Origin of the sequence: Nostoc sp. DedQUE04 (assembly GCF_034530995.1) — a bacterium.
GTDB lineage: Bacteria > Cyanobacteriota > Cyanobacteriia > Cyanobacteriales > Nostocaceae > Nostoc.
Map to the genome: position 1 here is coordinate 217,706 of NZ_JAVRCA010000002.1, position 21,751 is coordinate 239,456.

At 41.1% G+C, this 21,751-nt stretch carries 21 protein-coding genes; 11 read left to right on the forward strand and 10 right to left on the reverse strand.

Translation table 11 applies throughout. The features are described from left to right. Positions 1–70: 70 nt before the first annotated feature. The 3 genes from RM049_RS02360 to RM049_RS02370 all read right to left on the reverse strand — a co-directional run bounded on the left by RM049_RS02360 (position 71) and on the right by RM049_RS02370 (position 2,165). On the reverse strand, positions 71–853 hold the full coding sequence (locus RM049_RS02360) for an aminotransferase class IV (protein WP_322703055.1): 783 nt from the start codon (positions 851–853) through the stop codon (positions 71–73). A 26-nt stretch (positions 854–879) separates the two neighbouring features. Then, positions 880–1,299: a GNAT family N-acetyltransferase gene (locus RM049_RS02365; protein ID WP_322703019.1), complete on the reverse strand. Its 420-nt coding sequence runs from the start codon at positions 1,297–1,299 to the stop codon at positions 880–882. Between the two features lie 80 nt (positions 1,300–1,379). Continuing rightward, on the reverse strand, positions 1,380–2,165 hold the full coding sequence (locus RM049_RS02370) for a hypothetical protein (protein ID WP_322703020.1): 786 nt from the start codon (positions 2,163–2,165) through the stop codon (positions 1,380–1,382). 528 nt (positions 2,166–2,693) lie between these two features. On the opposite strand from RM049_RS02370, the gene RM049_RS02375 reads away from it, so the two are divergent. The 3 genes from RM049_RS02375 to RM049_RS02385 all read left to right on the forward strand — a co-directional run bounded on the left by RM049_RS02375 (position 2,694) and on the right by RM049_RS02385 (position 5,108). Further along, positions 2,694–3,203 (forward strand): hypothetical protein, encoded by a 510-nt coding sequence (locus tag RM049_RS02375; protein WP_322703021.1) that lies wholly within the window; start codon positions 2,694–2,696, stop codon positions 3,201–3,203. A gap of 106 nt (positions 3,204–3,309) precedes the next feature. Further along, positions 3,310–4,140: a hypothetical protein gene (locus RM049_RS02380; protein ID WP_322703022.1), complete on the forward strand. Its 831-nt coding sequence runs from the start codon at positions 3,310–3,312 to the stop codon at positions 4,138–4,140. Then, positions 4,137–5,108, forward strand: a complete 972-nt coding sequence (locus RM049_RS02385; protein ID WP_322703023.1) for a hypothetical protein — start codon at positions 4,137–4,139, stop codon at positions 5,106–5,108. The genes RM049_RS02380 and RM049_RS02385 overlap by 4 nt, the downstream gene beginning before the upstream one ends. A 266-nt stretch (positions 5,109–5,374) precedes the next feature. Here the strand turns inward: RM049_RS02385 and RM049_RS02390 are convergent, their stop codons facing one another. Beyond that, positions 5,375–6,592 carry an acetate kinase gene (locus RM049_RS02390; protein ID WP_322703024.1) on the reverse strand — a complete coding sequence of 406 codons (1,218 nt, stop codon included), beginning with the start codon at positions 6,590–6,592 and terminating at the stop codon, positions 5,375–5,377. A 548-nt stretch (positions 6,593–7,140) separates the two neighbouring features. After that, positions 7,141–7,641 (reverse strand): hypothetical protein, encoded by a 501-nt coding sequence (locus tag RM049_RS02395; RefSeq protein WP_322703025.1) that lies wholly within the window; start codon positions 7,639–7,641, stop codon positions 7,141–7,143. Between the two features lie 234 nt (positions 7,642–7,875). Between RM049_RS02395 and RM049_RS02400 the strand changes: the two genes are divergently transcribed. After that, complete coding sequence (locus RM049_RS02400; RefSeq protein ID WP_322684322.1) at positions 7,876–8,754, forward strand: M48 family metallopeptidase; 879 nt, start codon at positions 7,876–7,878, stop codon at positions 8,752–8,754. Positions 8,755–8,892: 138 nt separating this feature from the next. Here the strand turns inward: RM049_RS02400 and cimA are convergent, their stop codons facing one another. Further along, entirely contained in the window at positions 8,893–10,554 is a 1,662-nt protein-coding gene (cimA, locus tag RM049_RS02405; RefSeq protein WP_322673555.1) for a citramalate synthase, read from the reverse strand. Between the two features lie 75 nt (positions 10,555–10,629). Here cimA and RM049_RS02410 point away from each other — a divergent pair, with 75 nt between their 5' ends. The 6 genes from RM049_RS02410 (at position 10,630) to RM049_RS02435 (ending at position 17,604) form a co-directional block, all read left to right on the forward strand. Continuing rightward, complete coding sequence (locus RM049_RS02410; RefSeq protein WP_289795169.1) at positions 10,630–10,968, forward strand: 2Fe-2S iron-sulfur cluster-binding protein; 339 nt, start codon at positions 10,630–10,632, stop codon at positions 10,966–10,968. A 17-nt stretch (positions 10,969–10,985) separates the two neighbouring features. Continuing rightward, positions 10,986–11,384, forward strand: coding sequence for a hypothetical protein (locus RM049_RS02415; protein WP_322673556.1), 399 nt, complete (start codon positions 10,986–10,988; stop codon positions 11,382–11,384). A gap of 132 nt (positions 11,385–11,516) precedes the next feature. Then, on the forward strand, positions 11,517–13,535 hold the full coding sequence (gene thiO / locus RM049_RS02420; RefSeq protein WP_322703026.1) for a glycine oxidase ThiO: 2,019 nt from the start codon (positions 11,517–11,519) through the stop codon (positions 13,533–13,535). A 234-nt stretch (positions 13,536–13,769) separates the two neighbouring features. Continuing rightward, a complete protein-coding gene (gene psb34, locus RM049_RS02425) occupies positions 13,770–13,949 on the forward strand; it encodes a photosystem II assembly protein Psb34 (RefSeq protein ID WP_322673558.1) in 180 nt (59 codons plus the stop codon). Between the two features lie 266 nt (positions 13,950–14,215). After that, the gene (locus RM049_RS02430) at positions 14,216–16,429 is read left to right on the forward strand and encodes a tetratricopeptide repeat protein (RefSeq protein ID WP_322703027.1); all 2,214 of its coding nucleotides are present in this window, start codon (positions 14,216–14,218) and stop codon (positions 16,427–16,429) included. Between the two features lie 455 nt (positions 16,430–16,884). After that, on the forward strand, positions 16,885–17,604 hold the full coding sequence (locus tag RM049_RS02435) for a choice-of-anchor K domain-containing protein (RefSeq protein ID WP_322703028.1): 720 nt from the start codon (positions 16,885–16,887) through the stop codon (positions 17,602–17,604). Positions 17,605–17,842: 238 nt separating this feature from the next. Here RM049_RS02435 and RM049_RS02440 read toward each other — a convergent pair whose 3' ends face one another. The 4 genes from RM049_RS02440 to RM049_RS02455 form a co-directional block, all read right to left on the reverse strand. Next, on the reverse strand, positions 17,843–18,967 hold the full coding sequence (locus RM049_RS02440) for a site-2 protease family protein (RefSeq protein WP_322703029.1): 1,125 nt from the start codon (positions 18,965–18,967) through the stop codon (positions 17,843–17,845). Between the two features lie 82 nt (positions 18,968–19,049). Beyond that, on the reverse strand, positions 19,050–19,301 hold the full coding sequence (locus RM049_RS02445; protein WP_322703030.1) for a hypothetical protein: 252 nt from the start codon (positions 19,299–19,301) through the stop codon (positions 19,050–19,052). Between the two features lie 274 nt (positions 19,302–19,575). Next, positions 19,576–20,238, reverse strand: coding sequence for a DJ-1/PfpI family protein (locus RM049_RS02450; RefSeq protein WP_322688773.1), 663 nt, complete (start codon positions 20,236–20,238; stop codon positions 19,576–19,578). Between the two features lie 62 nt (positions 20,239–20,300). After that, positions 20,301–20,720, reverse strand: coding sequence for a DUF6220 domain-containing protein (locus RM049_RS02455; RefSeq protein ID WP_322703031.1), 420 nt, complete (start codon positions 20,718–20,720; stop codon positions 20,301–20,303). A gap of 202 nt (positions 20,721–20,922) precedes the next feature. On the opposite strand from RM049_RS02455, the gene RM049_RS02460 reads away from it, so the two are divergent. After that, positions 20,923–21,585 carry a LuxR C-terminal-related transcriptional regulator gene (locus RM049_RS02460; RefSeq protein ID WP_322673563.1) on the forward strand — a complete coding sequence of 221 codons (663 nt, stop codon included), beginning with the start codon at positions 20,923–20,925 and terminating at the stop codon, positions 21,583–21,585. Positions 21,586–21,751: the final 166 nt, after the last annotated feature.

Consider the following 21,751-nt stretch of genomic DNA (forward strand, 5'->3'; position numbering starts at 1 on the left):
TCTGCTCAAAAAGGTGATTATTAAGAATTATGTTAACTTATCTTAAGATATAACAAATTTGGCGTGGCTGTCATACTAAAAAAAGCTCCCTTATTAGCTGAAAACTATCATGGTAGGGATTACATTGTAGCGACCCTGAAGGCAGATGAACTGTATGAATGGGAATAACTTCTACCACACTATTAGTGTAGGCGATCGCTTCAAATCTCTGGACTAACTCGACGCTCCAAGTTTCTTCTCGTGCTGGCTGCTGGTGGTTTTGCAACCAGTTTACAAGTTGCGATCGCCCAATTCCCGGCAAAATTCCGGCTGTCAACGGTGGCGTATACCAACAGCGATCGCACCATCCCCAAAGGTTGCCTGTACTGGTTTCTAGCCAATTTCCTTGAGCATCGACTAATATTGCTTCTTGAGCATCTGAGCTAGTTTTTGCCAACCAAGCACTCAAATAATTTCCAGTTTTATGAGAGGGGAGAGAGCGAGAAAATTCAGGACTCGCAACAGCGCATAAAATACCATTTTTTTGTTTTTCTATCAAATTTTGTGGTAAGAATCTCCCAGTTATCCATTCCCGTCCATCAGGAAAGAGGGTAATTCTGAGAACGGGGAAGTGTGGGAGAAGAATTTGAGCGCCTTGACGTAGACGGTTCCAATCGGGTTGCTGCCAGCCAAAAGTTTGTAGTGAGAAGAGTAAGCGATCGCAATGTGCTTGCCAATTAGTTAAATTACTATCTAGGGAGTTCTCATAAACCCGCAGTGTTGTAAAAACAGTTGCCCCATAAAGTAAACCCGGATCGTTAATGTTTAATTCTAGGGTTTGAGAGTGAATTAATTTGCCGTCATACCAAAAAATATTTGTCACAACCAAAGTGCTTGTTGCTACAACTCCATTGAAAAGTGATGACTTGTAATATTCATACGCTGCATGAGATAAAACCTGTGGGCTGCAAATCGCTGAACACCAGAATCCAGACTCAGGTGTTTACACTCATGATTTCTGGCATATTCAATTAGCCACTGAAATAATTGTTGACCATAGCTATGCGAGCGTTTCAACTCATCAACAACTAAATCATCAATGTATAAAAATTTTCCCAATGCTAAACAATTAGAAATACGAAATCCAGCGATCGCTACAGATTGCTTTTCTACTTCCAAGAATGCAAGTTGATATCCTTCTTTCATTTGATATCGAACTTGTTCTACAAAATTTTCCTGCTCAAGGTGCGGGCGCAACTGAGAAATAACAGGAAAACACCCTAATATTTGAAAGTCAGATTCTGCCAATTTTATTGACATCAGTATTACCCTTCTTAATCATGTATGATAAACTTGAAACTAATTGAGTGAATATAATCCTAGATTACACTTACAATAATTTAATCTTTAGGTGGAAATATAATTTTATTCGTGCCTTCAGGAGTTGTAACTATTTTTCCTCCCAAAGCTTCGATTTCTCTAATTGCGCGCTTCTGAGTTCTTTCATCAGCATGATTATTTAAAACCATTGACCATGTAGAAATTTGAGCATATTTACTATTAGGATTTCGACTCAGAAATTCCGCAGTTCTTTGGGAAGTATTAGCGATAAGCTGACTCTCTGAATCGGAAAATTTACTTGCCCAGTTTGCCGCCGTTGCAAAAGACTGTCGCGCAGCTTTAGCGTTGCCTAAAAATAATAACTCATCAACTCCTTTATAACGCCATATATAATAAGACTTTTTGGGAACTGAGGGAGATATTGATTTTAAGCCTTTCTCTGATATTGCGATCGCCCGTTCTGGCATACCAGCATATAATGAAGTACTGATCGAAAGACTGTGATAGGCTGCTAAAAATCGCGGGTCACGTTCTAGAATAACTTCAAAATATTCTGGACTTAAACTGTAACCTGTTTTATCCCGAATTTCATCATCTCCAAAATATTGGAGGAAATTGAGATATACCAAATCTGCAACAAAGTTATCATAACCAAAACTAGGTGTTTTTTTGAGAAAATTTAGACGGATATTTTCAGCTTTTATTTCTTTTTTTAAACTTTCTAAAGAGGCAGATTGTTTTCTATTTATTAGTTTTTGCAATTGGGGGAATTGAATCAAGCCAACTCCTAAAATACACATAGAAATTACACAAGGTGTAGCAAAAGCTTGACGAGATAACAACATATTTTCCTTGGCTTTGCGATCGCAGTCATATCATTGTATACACAGTGGTATAGCAAAAGTCAGGACTACTTGTGTGTCTAAGCTTTGCTAGGTAAGATAAAAAAGTTGACTTAAATAAACTAATTTTATTATTTAGTGCCTGTTAATACTTCAATTTTATCTTTGGTCTGATATATACTTAATTCATTTTTGTATAAAAATGATATCTAATTTATACTGATTTGAAGGAAACGTCCAAAAGCTAATTAAATAATTATTTCAGAATCACGCTACATAGGACAATGGGGAAACCCTACGATAGTGCTGGATTCACTGCAACGCAGTTATTCCAAAATCTAAAATGGTATTATTCTTTTTTTAAGATAAATTTTGCTCTAGGAAATCATAATTTTTTTTAGTAAAAATTTCTAAAATATTAAGTTGTTTTGACTTTAATTACTTTTTTGTAGTAAAAGCCTGAAAACTTTTGACATCACCTATAGTTGTATCTTGTTTATATTTAAATCTGTCTGTAACCTCTAAAACATCATGGTGAATAATACTCTTAATGAAAACACAGAAACTAATGGTCAAGCCAGAGAAAATTCGGAAAACAATAGTCAATATAGCAAACCAAGTAGTGAATTTAAAATCAAAGTTAAGAAGCTGAATAGTAATAAAGAAGGATTCAATATTGATGAGATTATTGATGCTATTCAAACAGCAATAGTTGAAGTTATCGAGTTAGAAATTACCACTTGGGTTCCAGAATCATCTACTCAGTTAGAACAACTAAAAGAGCAGCAAATTGCTCAACCAGGTAATCGAATGCGCACTATAATCAATCTAATTGATGGTGATATAACTAATGAAGTTGGTAGTCAATTTGTTGGGAGCGGGCCATATACAGAACTTCGCGAATTTCATCTAACTCAAATCAAAGAAAGTCGGGAAATTATGCAAAAAAATATAGAAAGTTTGCATAAGCTATATGGATTTTTTATAGAAATTATGAAATCTCGTAAAACTTCACAACAATCGCTATCTCGTCCACAGTAATTATTAATATTAATTAATAGTTAGTAAACTTAAAATACCTACAGAATAGGAATTTATCCAAACCTGTAGGTTAATTTGCTTTAAATAAATCAAGAAAATTATGACTATGCCTAACAAAATTCAAGAACAAGCCAAAGATTTGCTAGAGAAAGTAGTCTCATCTGTACATGAATTAGTTGATGATATTACAGCTTTAGAAATAAATACAATGGTTGTAGATCAAATTACTGGTGCAAAGTTTAATGCTTGGCAAGCGTATGAAGAGATTTATTCAATAAATGACAAAGACTACTTTGATGTCAAAGGAATTCCAAATCCAGACGATTTACCAGAACCACAAAAAACTCAAGCTCAAGAATTACGCAAGCGTTATACAAGTCTATTTTCGCAACTTGAAAGAGAATATTTTTACATTCTCCTAGAAAAAAGTAATGAGAGTAGTGAGCCAGATTCCAGAATAATCCAATATCAAGAGCGTCTTAAATATCAGGTGGAACATAAAGCGAATATTCTTCCAACTGACGAGGTATACATAAAGCTAGCTCGACCAATATTGCCTGCTCCCACTCCTGTTGCAGATCGAGAAGAAAATAATCTAAAAAGTTTGCAGCAAAGATGGAAAGAGATTGAAGAACTTTTAAATAATGATAAATTTATTCGTACTTTGCGGAAAATGTCTGAACTAAAAGCGGCACTTAATAGTGGCAATATTACCACCGTAGATATTGATGTTATTTATGCTCAAACTGTTATGCAATTAGATGGAGATATTATTAGTCGTTATCATAAAAAGCTATTTCAATTACCTGAAGGAGATAGAGATTTAATTCTAAAAATACATAATGAAGGGGTAGTTGCTGGAGAGAAACAGTGGCGTGGAACACTAGATTTTCTGATTGGTATTGTACAAAATATCGCAAAATTATCCCGACAATGAACGCCGAACAAACACACACAGATAACGAAGTTGATGTTCAACTCTCTTTCTTTGTACAAATACCTCAAGGCACTCCTATTGAACTTAAAATTAAGGTTGAACCAGGACAGTATACTTTTTATCTAAATAAAACCGTTTTAAAACAAATTGAAGAAGCACGAGAAATAGGCTGCTCTTTATACATTCCACCAAAATTACTAGCTTATCTTTGGTACTACAATTGTTTTAGCGATAAGATTTGCTTTAGTACTAACACTACGTTATACGCTCAATTAGTAGTTAATAAAAAAAACTTTAAAATATTTGACAATACTTTTATCGTAAATTTTATCAAATTATTCTGGAGTAAAGCATTAAAAAATAAATCGAAATTACAGTATGGACTTACTTTTAATTCTTATTATAGAGAAGATACATCAGCTTTATATTTTTGGAAAGAACAAGATATTATTTTACAAAGCAATATCTTATTTTATGGCGACATAATTCACAAAATTAGGAGTGATGTTATCCAAAATCCTCAGTGTTTAAATATTGTTTCTGTTCATTATTGGCTTATTGAACAAATACTAAGCTGTCTTCGGAGTAAATTAAATCTGCTAGTTTGGGAGATAGCTTCTCTCTTTCCTGCTGGTTTTCTAGTTTACAATCTTCATCCAGCAAATTGGATGCTAGTAATATTTGCTTGGTTAGGGTTAACTATATTATTTGCTACTACTCGCTATATAGTTGTTAATCAACTTCAAAGTCGTACTTCCATAAACTCTAAATTTATAAATAGGTTGATATGGACGCTGATTTGTTTCATTCCTAGTGTTGTTGCTACTACTAGCTTTAGTAACATTACTGGCTTATTATTACCGCTTTTTTCACTTATCACTCCAAAACTTGTAGAGTATATTTTAAGTTTTACATGGGGGCGAGTTGTTAAATTGATTATGCGTCCCTTATTAAGAAATTTCAATTAAATAAAATCCTTTTAACTCTCTTTTTTTCACCATCGCTAGAGTAAAATCCAAAATTCTTACTCAGAATTGAGCTTTGAATATTCTCTCCCGAAAGTGATTAATCAGAATTCAGAATTCTGAATTCTGAATCGGCTACGCCCCGGTGCGCTAAAAGAATTAGAATAATCTCTCTGTCTAGCTTTAAGACCTAAATACTGTACAACACTTTCCTTGAAATCTGCTGCAATTTAGCTAACTTATAAAAGGGGTTGGCTTTTTGATGATTTTTACTTTGTCAATATTTGCCAACAATGTCCGGCGATCGCCCAATCTTCTTGAGTATGTATAACTAATACTCTCACTGTTGAGTCAGGTGTGGCAATATCTTTATCGACTGGCTGCTGTTGATTTTTCTCAAGGTCTATTTTCAGTCCGATAAATCCAAAGGCTTCACAGGCGGCTTGGCGAATTTCCGCAGAGTGTTCACCTACACCTGCTGTGAATACTAAAGCATCTAATCCCCCCAAACTAGCAAGCATTGCGCCGATACCAGAACGCAAGCGATGCACGTAGATATCCCACGCCAGTTGAGCGCGGGAATTACCTTGAGCGATCGCTTCTCTGACTTCACGCATATCGCTAGATACACCCGAAATTCCTTTTAACCCAGAAGCTTTATTTAGTAACTCATCCAACTTTTCGATAGAGTAATTGCAGTGTCGCAACAGATAAATCAAAATCCCCGGATCGACTGAACCAGAACGGCTACCCATCATTAATCCTTCTACGGGTGTGAATCCCATAGTGGTATCAATACTGCGACCGTTTTTAATCGCTGCTAAAGAGCATCCATTCCCCAGATGGCAAATAATTAACCGCTCAGATGCAACATCTCGACCGAGAATTTGGACAGCACGTTGAGAACAGTATTGGTGACTAATACCATGAAACCCATAGCGACGGATACCTTGCTCTACCCACTGATATGGGCCGGGATAGATTGCTGCTGCATCGGGTAAAGTGGCGTGAAATCCGGTATCAAACACTGCTACTTGAGTGACATCTTTTAGGATGTGTTCAATTGCTTCTATGCCTTCCAAAGCAACTGGATTATGTTCGGGAGCAAGATTAGACAGATCGGCGATCGCTTTTTTGACATCCTCCGTAATTATCACACTATCTCGATAATCTTCTCCACCGTGTACGATCCGATGCCCTACCACATCGATTTCTGACAAGCGATCGATTACCTTGGTGGCATCACGATCGAGTGTATTGAGCATATAGGTGAGGTGCGCCTGTGGGGAATCACCAGAGATTGATTTTTGTAGCGTTCCATCCGTAGCAGTTTTCACCTCAATTTCTGCCACACTCCGATCTTGAGTCCAGTTGATTTTGCCTTCCCAAAGGGGTTGGGGTGCTTGAGTGGGCAGAGTTTCACCTGCAATTTCGTACAAACAACTCTTTTGGCTGCTCGATCCGGCATTTAGCACCAATATTTTCATAGTGACAACACAAAAAGACGATCTCTTTTGATCGTGTCACTAATTCTAGCTTCATGCTTAGTACAGTCTTGCGTAAAAGCGTAGCCTTAACAATATGTGAGTTCGACAGACCTCTCCCAGACAGCCTCCCTCTCCTAAAAGGCGAACGCGTTGCGTCTCCTGGTAGGAGAGGGAGGAGTAATGAGTAAGGAGGGTTTTTACTCCCCTCTCCTACCAGGAGAGGGGCTGGGGGAGAGGTCAAAATAGCACTCGTCGAACTCATGTTAACAATACAAGCCGATGCATTAACAAGGCGGCCGTTGCATTAACAATACAAGCTGACGTATTAACAAGGCCGCGGCCGCATTCACAATACAAGCCGATGTATTAACAAGGCCGCGGCCGCATTCACAATACAAGCCAACGCATTGGCATTGCACAGTATTGCCTTTCATGAATTCACTATAAATTAATGAAATTCTGTACTTAGTTTTCTCACGGTACAACAAGACTTTGAAGCTTCTAAATTTCAGAGACTTGGAACTAGGAAGCGAAAAGAAGTGGCTTGGTCAATTATCATTTCGTAGTTTGATTGGGCGGATGTCGCGGATCTTGAGGGTTCTTTTGCCTGCGTTATCGTCGTCATCAATTGTTACCAGAGATTTCACGACCGTATGGTTTGCATTTCCACCAGTCACGGTGACAACAAATGCTGAGTAACTGTTAGTGTTTGTGCCACAACCACTCCGGTCATGGAAGGTTTGATTCCATTCACCAATACGGACACCCTCGCCTCGTGGCTCATCACCACTTTGTTTAATTTCATTGAGAAGAGCTACTTTCAGTTGAGATAGCTTTGATTTTTTATCGGCAAGCATAAGTTTAAGAAACTTCTCGCGATTTACATTGTCAAGATTGCCGCCGTTGCTGCATTTATCTTCGTAGTTGGCAAAAGCTGAATTTGGGCTAGTCATCACCAGTGCTGGGATGTTGGCAGACTGAGCGGCGTGCCCACTTGTTGTCGCTAGTGCGAGAACACATAAAGTTAAAGTAAAAAAACCAAAGCGCATTCAATTCTCCGAGCATGAATTAGTGTGTCCAATCAAGATTAACTGCAACGGACACTAAAGGAGAGGGTTTGCTTGGTAGGCGTATGCAGCAAAGGGGTGACATGAGCAGTGATACCAAAGGTTACGAATATGCAAGAAACAAAACCCCTAACTGAAATCGTTATACTAACTGTGGGAGGCTGTTTATCTATCCAGCCAGATTCCATAGTTGTGTTTTTTATAGCTTGTTGCACTATGTCTTTCTTCAAAACCCCGCTGATTGGTTTAAAAGCTGACTCATTTCGTCATCCATTAGACCTGGAAGCTACCAGAGCGCTCAAGCAGATACCAGGCATAGATATGTTGGTGCGAAATTGGCTCGGGCCAATGGCAGAGCAGGTTTTTTATGTGGAAAATATTGCCTCTAGCATTTTGGTGGGTGAAAAGCAACTACCCGATTTATACAAGCTATTGTTAGATGCCTGTAAAATCCTGGATATCGATCCTCCCCAGTTGTACGTTCGGCAACATCCGGCTCCTAACGCCTATACTTTTGCTGTGCGCGGTAAGCAGCCTTTTGTGGTGGTACACACTTCCCTGATTGATATCCTGACACCAGAGGAAATACAAGCAGTAATCGCCCACGAGTTAGGGCATCTCAAGTGTGACCATAGCGTTTACTTGACACCTGTAAATTTATTAATATTAGCTGCGGCGATTGTGCCCAATGTCGGAACCTTCGTGGCTCAAGCTATACAGGCGCAACTTTTGGAATGGGTACGTTGTGCTGAGTTTACCTGCGATCGCGCCGCATTACTAGCAACTCAAGACCCAAAAGTGGTCATGTCCGTGTTGATGAAGTTGGCTGGTGGTTCTCCCACCTTAGCGCCACAACTGAATCTCGATGCCTTTGTTGCCCAAGCCCGCGCTTACGATGATATTAGCAAGACAGAACTGGGTGAAATGGTCAAAGCTGCTCGCACAGCCCAATTAACCCATCCAGTGCCAGTACTGCGGGCGCGAGAAATTGACCGTTGGGCAAGCAGCACCGAATATCAAACTCTGTTGCACAGTCACGGACTAAAGTCTACTAATAATGAAGTTGCACCCAAAGGTGGATGGCGCAATTGGTAGAGCTACTTTTCACAACGGCTTTTTCGCTATATAAGCAGAAAAATTTTTAATAGATCGTGAGAAGCGATCGCACTTTGGCGATCGCTTCTCCTTTTGATCAAAAAACGCAAACTCTAATTACACTACATATCCCTTTTGTCAACTAGAAGCTTTTAAAGCTGCTTCTGCTTGGGAATGTAACAACAAACCGTATTCTAAGCCCTCCACCACTGCTTGATAGGAAGCCGCCAAAATATTGGTAGAAACCCCTACCGTTGTCCAGCGTTGACGACCATTGCCTGATTCTACCAACACACGAGTTTTTGCCGCAGTGCCCGTATGTCCGTTGAGAATCCGCACTTTGTAATCTGTCAAATCAAAGGTTGCAATCTGAGGATAAAAGTTCACCAAAGCCTTGCGTAAAGCTGCATCCAAAGCTGCAACAGGCCCGTTACCTTCCGCCGCCTCCAAAATATTTTTGCCGTCAACAGCGACTTTGACTGTAGCTAGGGCATTGCTAGTTTCTTTCCCCTCAATCAAGTCACAGTGGACTTGAAAACCTTTGACTTCAAAAAACTTTTGGCGGCCTCCCAAAGCTTCGTGCATCAGCAACACAAAACTGGCCTCTGCTGCTTCAAATTGAAATCCTTCACTTTCCAAATCTTTGAGGCGCTGGAGAATTTCCCTAGCCTCTGCTTTTTGTTGATCCAATTCAATGCCAAAACTGCGGGCTTTGGCTAAAACATTGCTCAGTCCAGACTGTTCCGAAATCACAATGCGCCGACGATTCCCGACTTGTTCCGGCTGAATGTGTTCGTAAGTTAGGGGATTACGTTCTACAGCTGATACATGAATACCGCCCTTATGGGCAAAAGCCGAACGTCCCACAAAGGGAGCGTGTTCATCTGGCGCAAGGTTGACCACCTCACTCACAAAACGACTAGCTTCTGTAAGTTGTGTAAGCTGGTCTTCTGTGATACAACTGTAACCCGCCTTCAGTTGTAAATTGGGAATTAACGAACAGAGGTTAGCATTACCGCAACGTTCACCGTAACCATTAATTGTGCCCTGTACCATCTTTGCCCCTGCCATCACGGCAGCTATTGCGTTAGCAACCGCCATTTCCGAATCGTTGTGAGTATGAATTCCAATTTGAGGAATTGTCCTTTGTCCTTTGTCCTTGGTCATTGGTTCTTGACAAATGACCAATGACAAATGACTAATGACATCTTGAACAATTTGGCTAATTTCGTGGGGTAAAGTGCCGCCATTGGTATCACAGAGGACTAGCCATTCCGCACCAGAGGCGATCGCAGCTTCTAATGTCTGTAAAGCATAATCTCGATTGTGCTTATAGCCATCAAACCAATGTTCGGCATCGTAGATAATGCGACGCCCTTGAGAACGGAGGTACTCAATGGTGTCGCGAATCATCGCCAAATTTTCTTCTAATGTCGTCTTGAGTCCTGTTGTCACGTGTAAATCCCAAGACTTGCCAAAAATCGTTACCCAGCGAGTTCCCGCCGCCAAAATATCCTGTAGCATCGGTTCGGTGGCGGCAGTGGAGTTGGGGCGTCGAGTCGAGCAAAAAGCGACAATTTCAGCCTGTTTAAGCGGATCTTCTTGGAGTTGCCAGAAAAATTGTACATCCTTGGGATTGGCACCAGGCCAACCACCTTCAATAAAAGGAATTCCCAGTTGATCGAGTCTACGGGCAATGCGTAACTTATCTTCTATCGATACAGATAGCCCTTCGCGCTGAGTGCCATCCCGTAATGTAGTGTCATAGAGCCAAAGTTGAGGTGAAGAATTTGTGGTCATAAAACTGGGACCGACGAGACAACTTTCGAGGCAATGTGTCAATATACAACAAAAAGCCAGTTTGGCAATTTAAAAATGCCTAAAGTAATAGCTGAAGGTAAAACAATTGATTGCGAGCATGGAAGCAATCTGCGCAAGATTTTGCTGCAAAATGGTATTAACCTCTACAATGACGGTGCTAAGGTAATAAACTGTCGGGGCATTGGCAGTTGTGGTACCTGCGCGGTTAAGGTAGAGGGCAAAGTCTCAGCAGCGAACTGGCGCGATCGAACACGGCGTTCGCTTCCTCCCCATTCTCCTACAACAGACTTACGTTTAGCCTGTCAAACTCAGGTTTTAGGCGATGTAAAAGTGACAAAGTTTGATGGATTTTGGGGACAAGGTTCTCGAATAGTGTGGACACCAAAAGGTTAAAAAGGAGTTAAGACAAGATGGGTAGATGGACACCCTTAATTTTAATGGCTGGTGGTTTAGCCATTCTGCTTGGTACATTACTGGGCATCAACTTTCCGATGGGCGTACAAACTGCCAACGCTCCTAGTGACAAGAAATCAGAAGTCCTGCCAGCTAATATCAATGTTAATAGCAGTGCTGGCAGCAAAAATGAAGAAACTGCAACAGAAGGAAACGAAACAACTGAAACCAACCAAAACAGACGCTCTATTGTAGCTCCAAGACCTGACAACAGGAGTAACGTTGCTCAGAATTCTGGCGATGACTCAACATCACCTGCTGACACTACAACAGAGAATAATACAGATTCTTCAGGAACAAGCACACCATCCAGCGATACAAATCAAAGCAACGAACCAATCCGCGCCTTGTGGTAACGAGCAGATCCTTCTTCAGACCCGTCTTTAGTTACAAGTTATAAGTTATAAGTTATGAGTTATGAGTTATGAGTTATTAGTTATGTACTAATGATAAATGGCTAATGACAGATGACTAATGACTAATGACTAATGATTAGTGAGACTGTAATTATTGGTGGCGGCGTTATTGGTTTAGCGATCGCCATTGAACTAAAATTGCGCGGGACAAACGTCACCGTGCTTTGTCGTGACTTTCAGGCTGCCGCTACCCACGCCGCCGCCGGGATGTTGGCACCAGATGCGGAAAACATCGCTAATGAAGCAATGCGTTCTTTGTGTTGGCGATCGCGTGCCTTATATCCCGACTGGACGCGCAAATTAGAAGAACTGACCGGCTTAAATACTGGCTACCGTGCCTGTGGTATCCTTGCACCCGTCTTTGAAGAGGCAGGGGGGCAGGGGGGCAGGGGAGCAGGGGAGCAGAGGAGCAGAGGGGAAAGTCTTTCCTCCTCATCTCCCTCATCCCCCTGTTACTGGTTAAACAAGGAGGCAATTCATCAATATCAGCCAGGATTGGGAGCCGAGGTAGTTGGTGGCTGGTGGTATCCTGAAGACGCCCAAGTTGATAATCAAGCTCTAGCTCACGTATTGCGGACGGCGGCTGAATCTATTGGTGTTGAACTTAAAGATGGTATTACGGTAGAAGGATTTTTACAGCAGCAAGGACAAGTGGTTGGCGTGCAAACCAATGCTGGAATAATTCGCGCCGCGCACTATGTTTTAGCTTCAGGTGCTTGGTCAAATGAATTGTTACCGCTACCCGTGCTACCCAGAAAAGGACAAATGCTGAGTGTGCGGATACCAGAATTTGCGCCGGACTTGCCCTTAAAGCGGGTTTTGTTTGGGCAGGATATTTACATCGTACCAAGACGCGATCGCCTGGTTATTGGCGCAACCAGTGAAGACGTTGGCTTTATGCCCAACAACACCCCAGAAGGTATTCAAAAATTACTACAAGCTGCCATCCGGCTGTATCCCCAATTAAAGCATTATCCCATTCAAGAATTTTGGTGGGGATTTCGCCCAACCACCCCTGATGAATTACCCATTTTGGGCACTAGCCACTGTCAAAATTTAACCTTTGCTACGGGTCATTACCGCAACGGAATTCTACTTGCGCCCGTAACCGCCGCTTTGATTGCCGATTTCATCTTAGAACAAAAATCTGACCCCCTACTTGCTGATTTTCACTATTCGCGTTTTCAGTCCAAGTCATCTACCTCCACCCCAATGCTGACTCACTCTGCTAATTTCTCTAACGGACATCACTCTGCTATATCTCCACTCCCCACGGATGCGATTAATCGCGTCTCTACCGATTCCCCATTGATTATCGCTGGCAAAACCTTCCAATCCCGCTTGATGACGGGAACTGGTAAGTATCGCAGCATTGAGGAAATGCAGCAAAGCGTCGCCGCCAGCGATTGCCAAATTGTCACCGTAGCAGTACGACGGGTACAAACCAAGGCTCCTGGACATGAAGGTTTAGCTGAAGCCTTGGATTGGACGAAAATCTGGATGTTACCCAATACCGCAGGTTGTCAAACTGCCGAAGAGGCGATTCGGGTGGCGCGTTTAGGGCGAGAAATGGCGAAATTATTGGGGCAAGAAGATAATAACTTTATAAAGTTAGAAGTAATACCCGACCTTAAGTATTTACTCCCAGATCCAATTGGGACATTGCAAGCAGCAGAACAACTAGTTAAAGAAGGCTTTGCAGTATTGCCCTATATCAATGCTGACCCCATGTTAGCCAAGCGTTTAGAAGAAGTAGGCTGTGCTACAGTCATGCCTTTGGCATCACCAATTGGTTCTGGACAAGGACTGAAAACAACTGCCAATATCCAAATAATCATCGAAAATGCAGGTGTGCCAGTGGTGGTAGATGCTGGTATTGGTTCACCTTCAGAAGCCGCTCAGGCAATGGAATTGGGAGCAGATGCCTTGTTAATTAATAGTGCGATCGCTCTTTCTCCAAAACCAGCAGCAATGGCTCATGCGATGAATTTAGCGACAGTCGCCGGTCGTCTAGCATACCTTGCCGGCAGAATGCCTATTAAAGATTACGCCAGTCCTAGTTCACCTCTAACTGGGACGATTACTAGTTAAGGGGCATGGGGCAAGGGGGACAAGGGGGAATTATTACAAGTCTCTCCCTTATTTCCCCATCTTCGCTGTCTACGTTGTCTCTTCTCAATGCCCAATGCCCAATGACAAATGACAAATGACAAATGACAAATGACAAATGACAAATGACAAATGTAACGATTTATCTAGCAGTTTAAGACCAGATTTAGCATTTATGTAACATTAAATTAACGATAAAGATAAAGGAATTCATTCATGCCCTATACCAATGAAGAAGGCGGTCTTCTGAATAATTTTGCCCGGGAACCAAAGGTTTATCAAGCAGAACCTCTCACGGAAGGGCAAAAGCGAACTTATATCATACTAGGAATTGCCGCTACAGCTTTGGTTGCCGGCTTGATTCTAGTCGCCTTCTTTGTTTCTAAGAGCAGTTGATCGTAAAACATTTTAAGAAAACTTCATCTTTTTTATAGTTTTTCAGGTTCCGATTTTAAGAGGGGCCTGCTTTTTTATTTTTTGTTAAAATCGAACTAGGAATGAAAGTATATAATTATACTTTATTGTTCCTACTATAATTGAAGGCTCAATATATCCACAGCAGCACAACATCTACTTATTAAAAATCATTTTTATTATGACTTTAGTCCACTTGAATGCACCCAGAAAGGTGATATGTACTATGTTTTGGCTTTTTAGCCGCTATGAGCGTGAATGATACTGCACACAACAATAATTCTACTTGGAATCGGCAAGTATACCACCGCCTGAAACTTGCCTTAAGTCTTGGCTTACGACGACAAATTCTTTTGGCAGTTTGTGATGATTTATACTTAAGAAATCAAGTAGCAGCCCGTTTGCATTCTACATTGGCTTATCCTGTTGGACAGGTGCTATATCAATCATCAAATGCTCAGGAAAATAGCACTCCAGCTTATCCGCGATTAGTCACGTTGCGTTTGAATTTAAACGATCCCAATCCCATAATTCAGATTAATCAATGGTTGACTAATTACCCACCGCCAATTGTTGAGGCATCAAAAGATACTCCTGGAAGACCTTTTCCAGTACCAGCATTTCAGATTGTCGGCGTGGAACATCTTACGAAGCAACCAGTTGCAACACAGCGTTTATTTTTGCACTATCTCCGCTTAAGCGAACAATATTTCTCTACACAAGAATCCAGCCGATTTCTAGAATCTAATTTGCTTTTGTGGATACCACGTCCTTGGTTAGCGGCTATTAAGCAATCAGCACCACAGTTTTGGCGTTGTCGTACTGGCGTATTTGTCTTTGCTGGAGAACCCACACCAGCAACTCAGAATTTGGCCTATCCAGAACGTTTTTCACGTTCTGGAAGCTTGGATTTAGGCAATATTGAGCAGTCGATTCTAGATGAATCAGCTAACCAAGCAGAACTCAGAACCGCAACTACCGAGTTCAAGTTTGATAATAATTCTGATTTCCCAGTAGAGATACAAGAAAATCGCATACACAAAACTGAGGAAGTTTCACCATCAACAGCGGATTTATTGAAGGCTACGCCACAACAACAGGAATCTACAAATCGGTCTGGTAGTGGGAGTAATAATCAATCGCTGTCGTCTTTATCTTATATTAGCAATGAGTTAAAAGAGCTAGTAACAGCAACAATAAATACAAGTATTGCTCAAAATACAGAGGATTCTTTACAACCACAGCAGATTTTGTTGGAGATTGAAGAATTACACGAAAATCTTGCTTCAGAGGAGATACTGGCAGAGGCTTATCATCGCTTGGGTACTTTATATCGTCTTCGGATTGAGCAAGGAGAGGCAACTTTAGAAAACCTAATGGTGGCAATTATTGCCTATCAGGAAGCAATTAGCTATGACGAAAGCTCACCGCAACTCCCAGATATCTTGAATGATTTGGGTACGCTCTACTGGATGCTATACCGCACACCACCCAATTCTGAAGAGGGACAAACTTATATAGAGCAGGCAATAGAATTTTATCAGTTGGCGTTAAAGATAATTTCGCCTCAGACACATTTGGAAACTTACGCTCGCGTACAAAATAATTTGGGGACAGCCTATGGTGATTTAGCTCGTTTCTCTCACCCATCGGAAAATTGGCAGCAAGCAATTTTGGCTTACAGTGAAGCACTCAGCTACCGTACAGCTGAAATGGATTCATTAAAGTATGCAGCTTGCCAAAATAATTTGGGTACTGCTTACTGGCATTTAGGGCAATACAACCAACCGATTGTGCATTTAAAGAAAGCGATCGCAGCTTACAATGAAGCACTTGCACACTACAACCCAAAAGAGGAACCGCTCAAGTATGGCATGATTCAAAACAATATCGGTACTGCGTTTTGGAATCTGGCACAATACGAACAACCTGCCCAAAATCTCCAGCTAGCCATAGATGTTTATAGCGAAGCTCTCAAGTATCGCACTCCAGCTAATGTTCCCAGTGCCTGCGCCGCTACACAAAATAATCTGGGTACTGCTTACTGGCATTTAGCAAACCTATCTGAAACTACTAAAGAGGCACGGCAAAAATATCTGCAACTATGTATCAGCGCTTACGAAGAAGCTATAGCTTTGGCTCACTCACTTAGCGGTACTTCTTTAAGTTTTGATTTGCTTGCCTCTCACAATAACCTGGGACTAGCACATTATCAGCTAGCAATAGATAAGTCTTTTAATGTTGACAAAGCAACACGCTCTCAACACTTAGAAGTAGCGTTAGATAACCATTTGCAAGCCTTAAACGGATTAAGTAAACAACCAGAGGCTTACCAAACAACCTTTGCTTATGTGGTGAAAACTATTCGTGCTTTTCATAATGAGTTAGGGATACAGGGACAAAATCTAGCTTTATCTAAAGTTCCTAGCCAGTTGTTACCAGAGATTTTGTCAAAATTATGAATCCCATTGCTCTCCATAGTGCGGAGAATGTCAAAAAACTGTAACTTCATATCAACTTGACAATTTATTGGTAAGTCAAGTAAGGTAGCGATGTTTACGACGGGCTACGTCTACGTAATTGCCTACGTAATTACTAGACTTCTTGCATAAATCAAAAAAGAACCCTAATCCGCCTTTGACTTACCTTAAAGTCTCCACTCTTGCTGAGAGGTAGCGTGTTAGGGAAATTTTGCAATCGGTTTACTGTTTTACTAATTACAAACTAGTGAAATATATTTTCACTAGTCATAATTTTAACTTCATAAATATAAATTATTCATTAAATTATTTTGAAATACACATAAATATTTTATAAAAAATACAAGAAGACATTGGCGTATTTTCCGTAAATTTACTAAGGTAGACTGAATACCTACTTGAAAGAAGCTCCAGAATGAACGTTTAAACCTAGAATTATGAAACTAAGTTTTGTTTTCGCTACTGCTATATCTAGTTTTTTTGTGAGTTCGGCCACAGGATTTAGTTTCTCTGGTCAAGCACAAGCTCTAACTTTTTCTGGCATCTCTAGTGCGACATGGGGAAATCCAACTCCAGGAATCAATGATACTAATCCCATATATACAGGTGTGGGAAGTAACACATTTACCTGGGGTCAAGCTAATTTGCCGCCAGGACTTCCAAATAAACTAACCTCTAATGGAACTTCATTTTCTGCGGACATTAACTCTGTATTCAAAATAGCTGATTTAACTTACTTCAATGGTAAGGTACGCACTGATTCAAGCGTTGGATTTGTACCTTTAAATCTCAATCTATCTTTCAGCCCACCTGTGGGAACCAGCCAAGTTTTTGACTTTAACTTGCGTTTAGTAAATACACTTAATGACCCAAAAGATCCTGAGAATAGTGCAGACTTGGTATTTTTAGACACAAATTTGAGTAATCGCAGTTTCACCTTTGGAAGTAATAAATATACCCTTGAGTTAATCGGTTTTAATCTAGAAGGTCACCAGATAAGTATTAAGGCTCTTGAAGAAGCTACAACTACAACAGCTATTTATGCCAAAATCAAAACTATACCCGAACCTGCGTCAGTGTTGGGTCTATCATTGCTAGGGATATACCTGATATCTCGTAAAAATCCTTGGAAAATAAATACAGGGAATAGAAAATAGGGAATAGATATATACTGAGTTTTATTCAAAAATTAAATAGGAGTGCTACATAACAATCCGATTTGATTTTTGAACTTATTTACGGGGACAGATAAGAGGCAACAATCAAGAAGGTTCTTTCAATTGTATGGGGTTTTTTCACGCAATCAAAAATTTGGGCGATAAAAATATAGAGACGCGACAAATCGCGTCTCTACAAGGGTTTAGCGTTTTTTGATAGACGCGATGAATTGCGTCTTTATGCAGGGTTAGGTTGGGTTCGGCTTTGAAGTAGCTGGATAATTGCAGCTTTTTCTAAGATTCCAACTAGGACGCCATTCTCACGAATCACGGGAAGTACAGATAGTTTTTGTTGTTCGAGTAACTGCATGACTTCCAGCAGAGGTTGATCTGATTGGACTGTGGTAGATTCGGTAATTGGTCGCATGACTTCTTTAACTTGAGTTTCTGACCACAGTGCTGTGGGGATGGTTCTTAAATTATCAACTGCGATCGCACCTATTAATTGTCCATCATCATCAGTCACTAAGAACCGATGCCAGTTTTGCCCACTTATGACTCGCTCATCGGCAAACTCTCTTAAGGTAAGATTAGCAGATACAATCGGGCTGTCATGAGTTACAGCATCTTCGGCTGTCAAACCTGTAAGTTTTTCTTGGACTCTAGCAAATTGAGCCGAATTACCAGCATTTTGCAATAAGAAGAAGCCAATTAACAAGTTCCAGAAGTTACCGGAGTTGCCAAATAATAGTAGAGGAAGTACACCAGAAAGAATTGCTACCCAACCAAAGATTTGCCCGACTCGACTAGCAAAGGTGACACCTTTATAAGGATTACCTGTAATTTTCCAAACTATGGCTTTCAGTATATTTCCGCCATCTAAGGGCAAGCCAGGAATCAGGTTAAACAGCGTTAATGCCAAGTTAACAGAAGCGAGAACACCAAGAATTGCAGCTAACGGCCCTGATGCAGCAGTAGTAACACCAATAGCTGTAACGATACCGCACAATAGTAAGCTTACCATTGGCCCGGCGATCGCTACCCAGAAAGCCTCACCTGGGGTTTTCGACTCTTTTTCTAAGCTAGCCAAACCGCCAAATATAAACAGCGTGATGGATTTGACATCAATTCCCTGGCGAATCGCAACAAAACTGTGGCCTAATTCATGGGCGACGACAGAGGCAAATAACATCAGCGCTGTCATCAATCCTAGTAGCAAAGCCAATCCCGCAGACAATTGGGGAAATTGCGCCGCCAGTCCACTGCTATAGCTCCAAGTTACTAAACCCAGAACTAAAAACCATGACGGATGGATATAGAAGGGAATTCCGAAGAGATTACCAACGCGAATTGTGCCATTCATGTCGTTCACCTTTGATTTCAGCTTCGAGAGGTTTGCTTTCATCCTTCTCGATGTCTTTATTGTAACGAAAGGTTAAGAGATTTTAATCTTGATGGCGGTAGTGGTGTCCGTCGATAAAGGTGCGGTTATTGGGAATATTGAGAGCATCCAAATTCAAGAAGCAGGAGAAACCTTGGATCGCGTCGATAGCGCATTTCGATACATTTTTTTGTACGAATGCTGCTTTATAGCCAGAACTTCTGTCTGAAATGGGGCGCTCAACAACCCTCCTAGTAATAAAAAGGACAGTCCACTGTACCCTCGCACGAGCCAAACATGAATAGTCCTCTTGCATAAATCAAAAATAAGAAAGAACCCCACCCCGCCAAAGCTACGCTTTGTCTCCCCTCCCGAAGAGCGGGGAGGGGTTGGGGGTGGGGTGTTAGGGACTTTTGCAAGAGGTCTAATGAATAGTCCACCAGGCAGGATCGTTGAACTAGGCAACCCCAATCGTTAATAACTGAGCAATCAAGCAGAGGTTAAAGACAGTTTAAGTCGTATAAAAACAGATTTGTATCCAACGTGTGAGAACACATTCAATTTCCGATTTTGTGGTCATGTCAGACTGCCTATTTTACGTTTAAACCCAATGTCCCCGTAGCATATAACATTGCTTTATTGACTAACTCAGCCCCCGCTTTTTCGGGTGAACCGACATCGAATGGAGGAGCTGGATCGTACTCCATTAATAGTTGAGCGATCTTGGCGGCTTCTTCACCACAAAGGACTTCAGCGATCGTTAGACCAAAATCAATGCCTGCCGTAACCCCCCCACCAGTTATGCGATTTCGGTCAATCACAACTCGCTCCGTTCCGACCTCAACGCCCAACGTTGCGAGTTGTTCGCGCATCATCCAGTGAGTCGCCGCTCGATAGCCTTGTAGTAGTCCTGCCTTCGCTAAAAACTCAGACCCGCCGCACACAGAGGTGATGAACTTTGCCGTGCTCCCCTGTTTGTGGAAAAACTCAAGCACTTCTGGATCGTTTACTACTGCACTCTGTCCTAAACCGCCGCCGACGCAGATTGCGTCTAAAGGTGGGCAATTTTCAAAGGTAGTATCGGGCAAAATCATCATTCCGTCATCGGTTTTGATCGGGTCTAAAGCTTTCCAGATGCGGTGGATCTGGACACCAGGAAGCGAATTAAAAACTGTCTGGGGCCCTACAATATCAAGTGCTGTCATGCCAGGATAAAGTACCAAGCCAATAATATGTTTTTGTGAGTAAGTCATGAATCAATCTCCTGATGAAAGTTGCTATGAAATCTATCCTTAAAGAATTGAAAGTTAAGGATTTAGTCTTGGTTGTGGTTAGGAAATACAATGCGAAATGTCCGATGAACTAGGGTTGTAGAAATAGAGAATAAGGAAAAGCCGATAAGTGGATGGAAGACTGCTAAAGGAAAAGAAGTCTTCAAGTGAATTGTGAGAAATTGCAGTCCCAACAACACTGGAATACTTGCAGTAAGGCGCTGGACTCTTGAAGGAAACGGCATCAGAAACACCCATATCAACAAAATTAGCGAGAGTCCGCTATATCCTCGCACGAGCCAGATATGTAGGTTCCACCAATCAGAGTTGTAAAAGTAAGCCAGTCCAACACTGAATACTTGGATTGCTAAACAGAGATTAAAAAACACTACTGCGATAAAAAAACTAATTTGAATCCAGCGCCCGGATATCTGTGTATCATCAATCCCAGGATTTAGAGTCATGGTTAAGTAATCCCAAAAAAAGCAAATAAATTAGTCATTGGTCATTAGTCATTGATAAAGAGTTTTTTGGTACATACCTCGCAAGAGAGTGCCCAAAAAAACTAATGACAAGTGACAAATGACAAATGACAAATGACTAAAGCTAAGATAAGTCTGGTTGCTATACTGCGCCTAGACCTCGAAAGGGTACAATTTGCCAATCATGATTGCCTTACAAACTCTGTTTCATGCAATTGCTCAAGCTAAAGATGAAGAGACATTGCGATCGCACATACGCACCGAAATGAGTGAATATTTTTCAGCTACACGATGTGGGCTGTTTTTCTTTGCTCAAATTCCTCTAGCTAACAGCAAGCTCCAAAAAGCAGTGGAAACCGCATTATCACCCCAACACAACCCAGTTGCACGCTACTTGCTAGAACATCATGCCCCTGTTCATGAAGCTTTAGTAGTAGAACCTAAGACGTGGAGGTTGATTTGTCCTCGTGCCGATCACTGGCACGTTATGGGAGGGCCAATTGTCAGCAATGGTCAGTTAGTAGGCGTGGTAGGTTTTACTCGTCAGCAAGGAATGCCTGCATTTGATTCACAAAATCTTACAGATTTGAGTGCGCTTTGTTTGCATCTTTCTACTTGGGTGGCAATGGCGCGGCAATATCCACTAATATTACAGACAGAGCGTTTAACGCCTCGTGAAATGCAAATTGCTGACTTGGTGGCTCAAGGACAAACCAATGCAGAAATTAGTGCTGAACTTTGGATTACTGAAAACTCTGTCAAGCAAGCCTTAAAAAGGATGTTTCGCAAACTTGAAGTTTCATCTCGAACTCAGATGGTTGCAAAGCTTTCCACAGTTTCAAAATAAATAACCTTTTATTGGCCTCATTAATCCTGGATTTCTCTGCTTATGTCACTGGAGAAAGGCAGGGGGCAGGAGGCAGGAGGTTTTAGAAAAGAATTTTCTCTGGAGGCAAAATGGCCTGAGAGCAACTAAATTTATTTATGAAAAATAAAAAAATATGTATTTTATT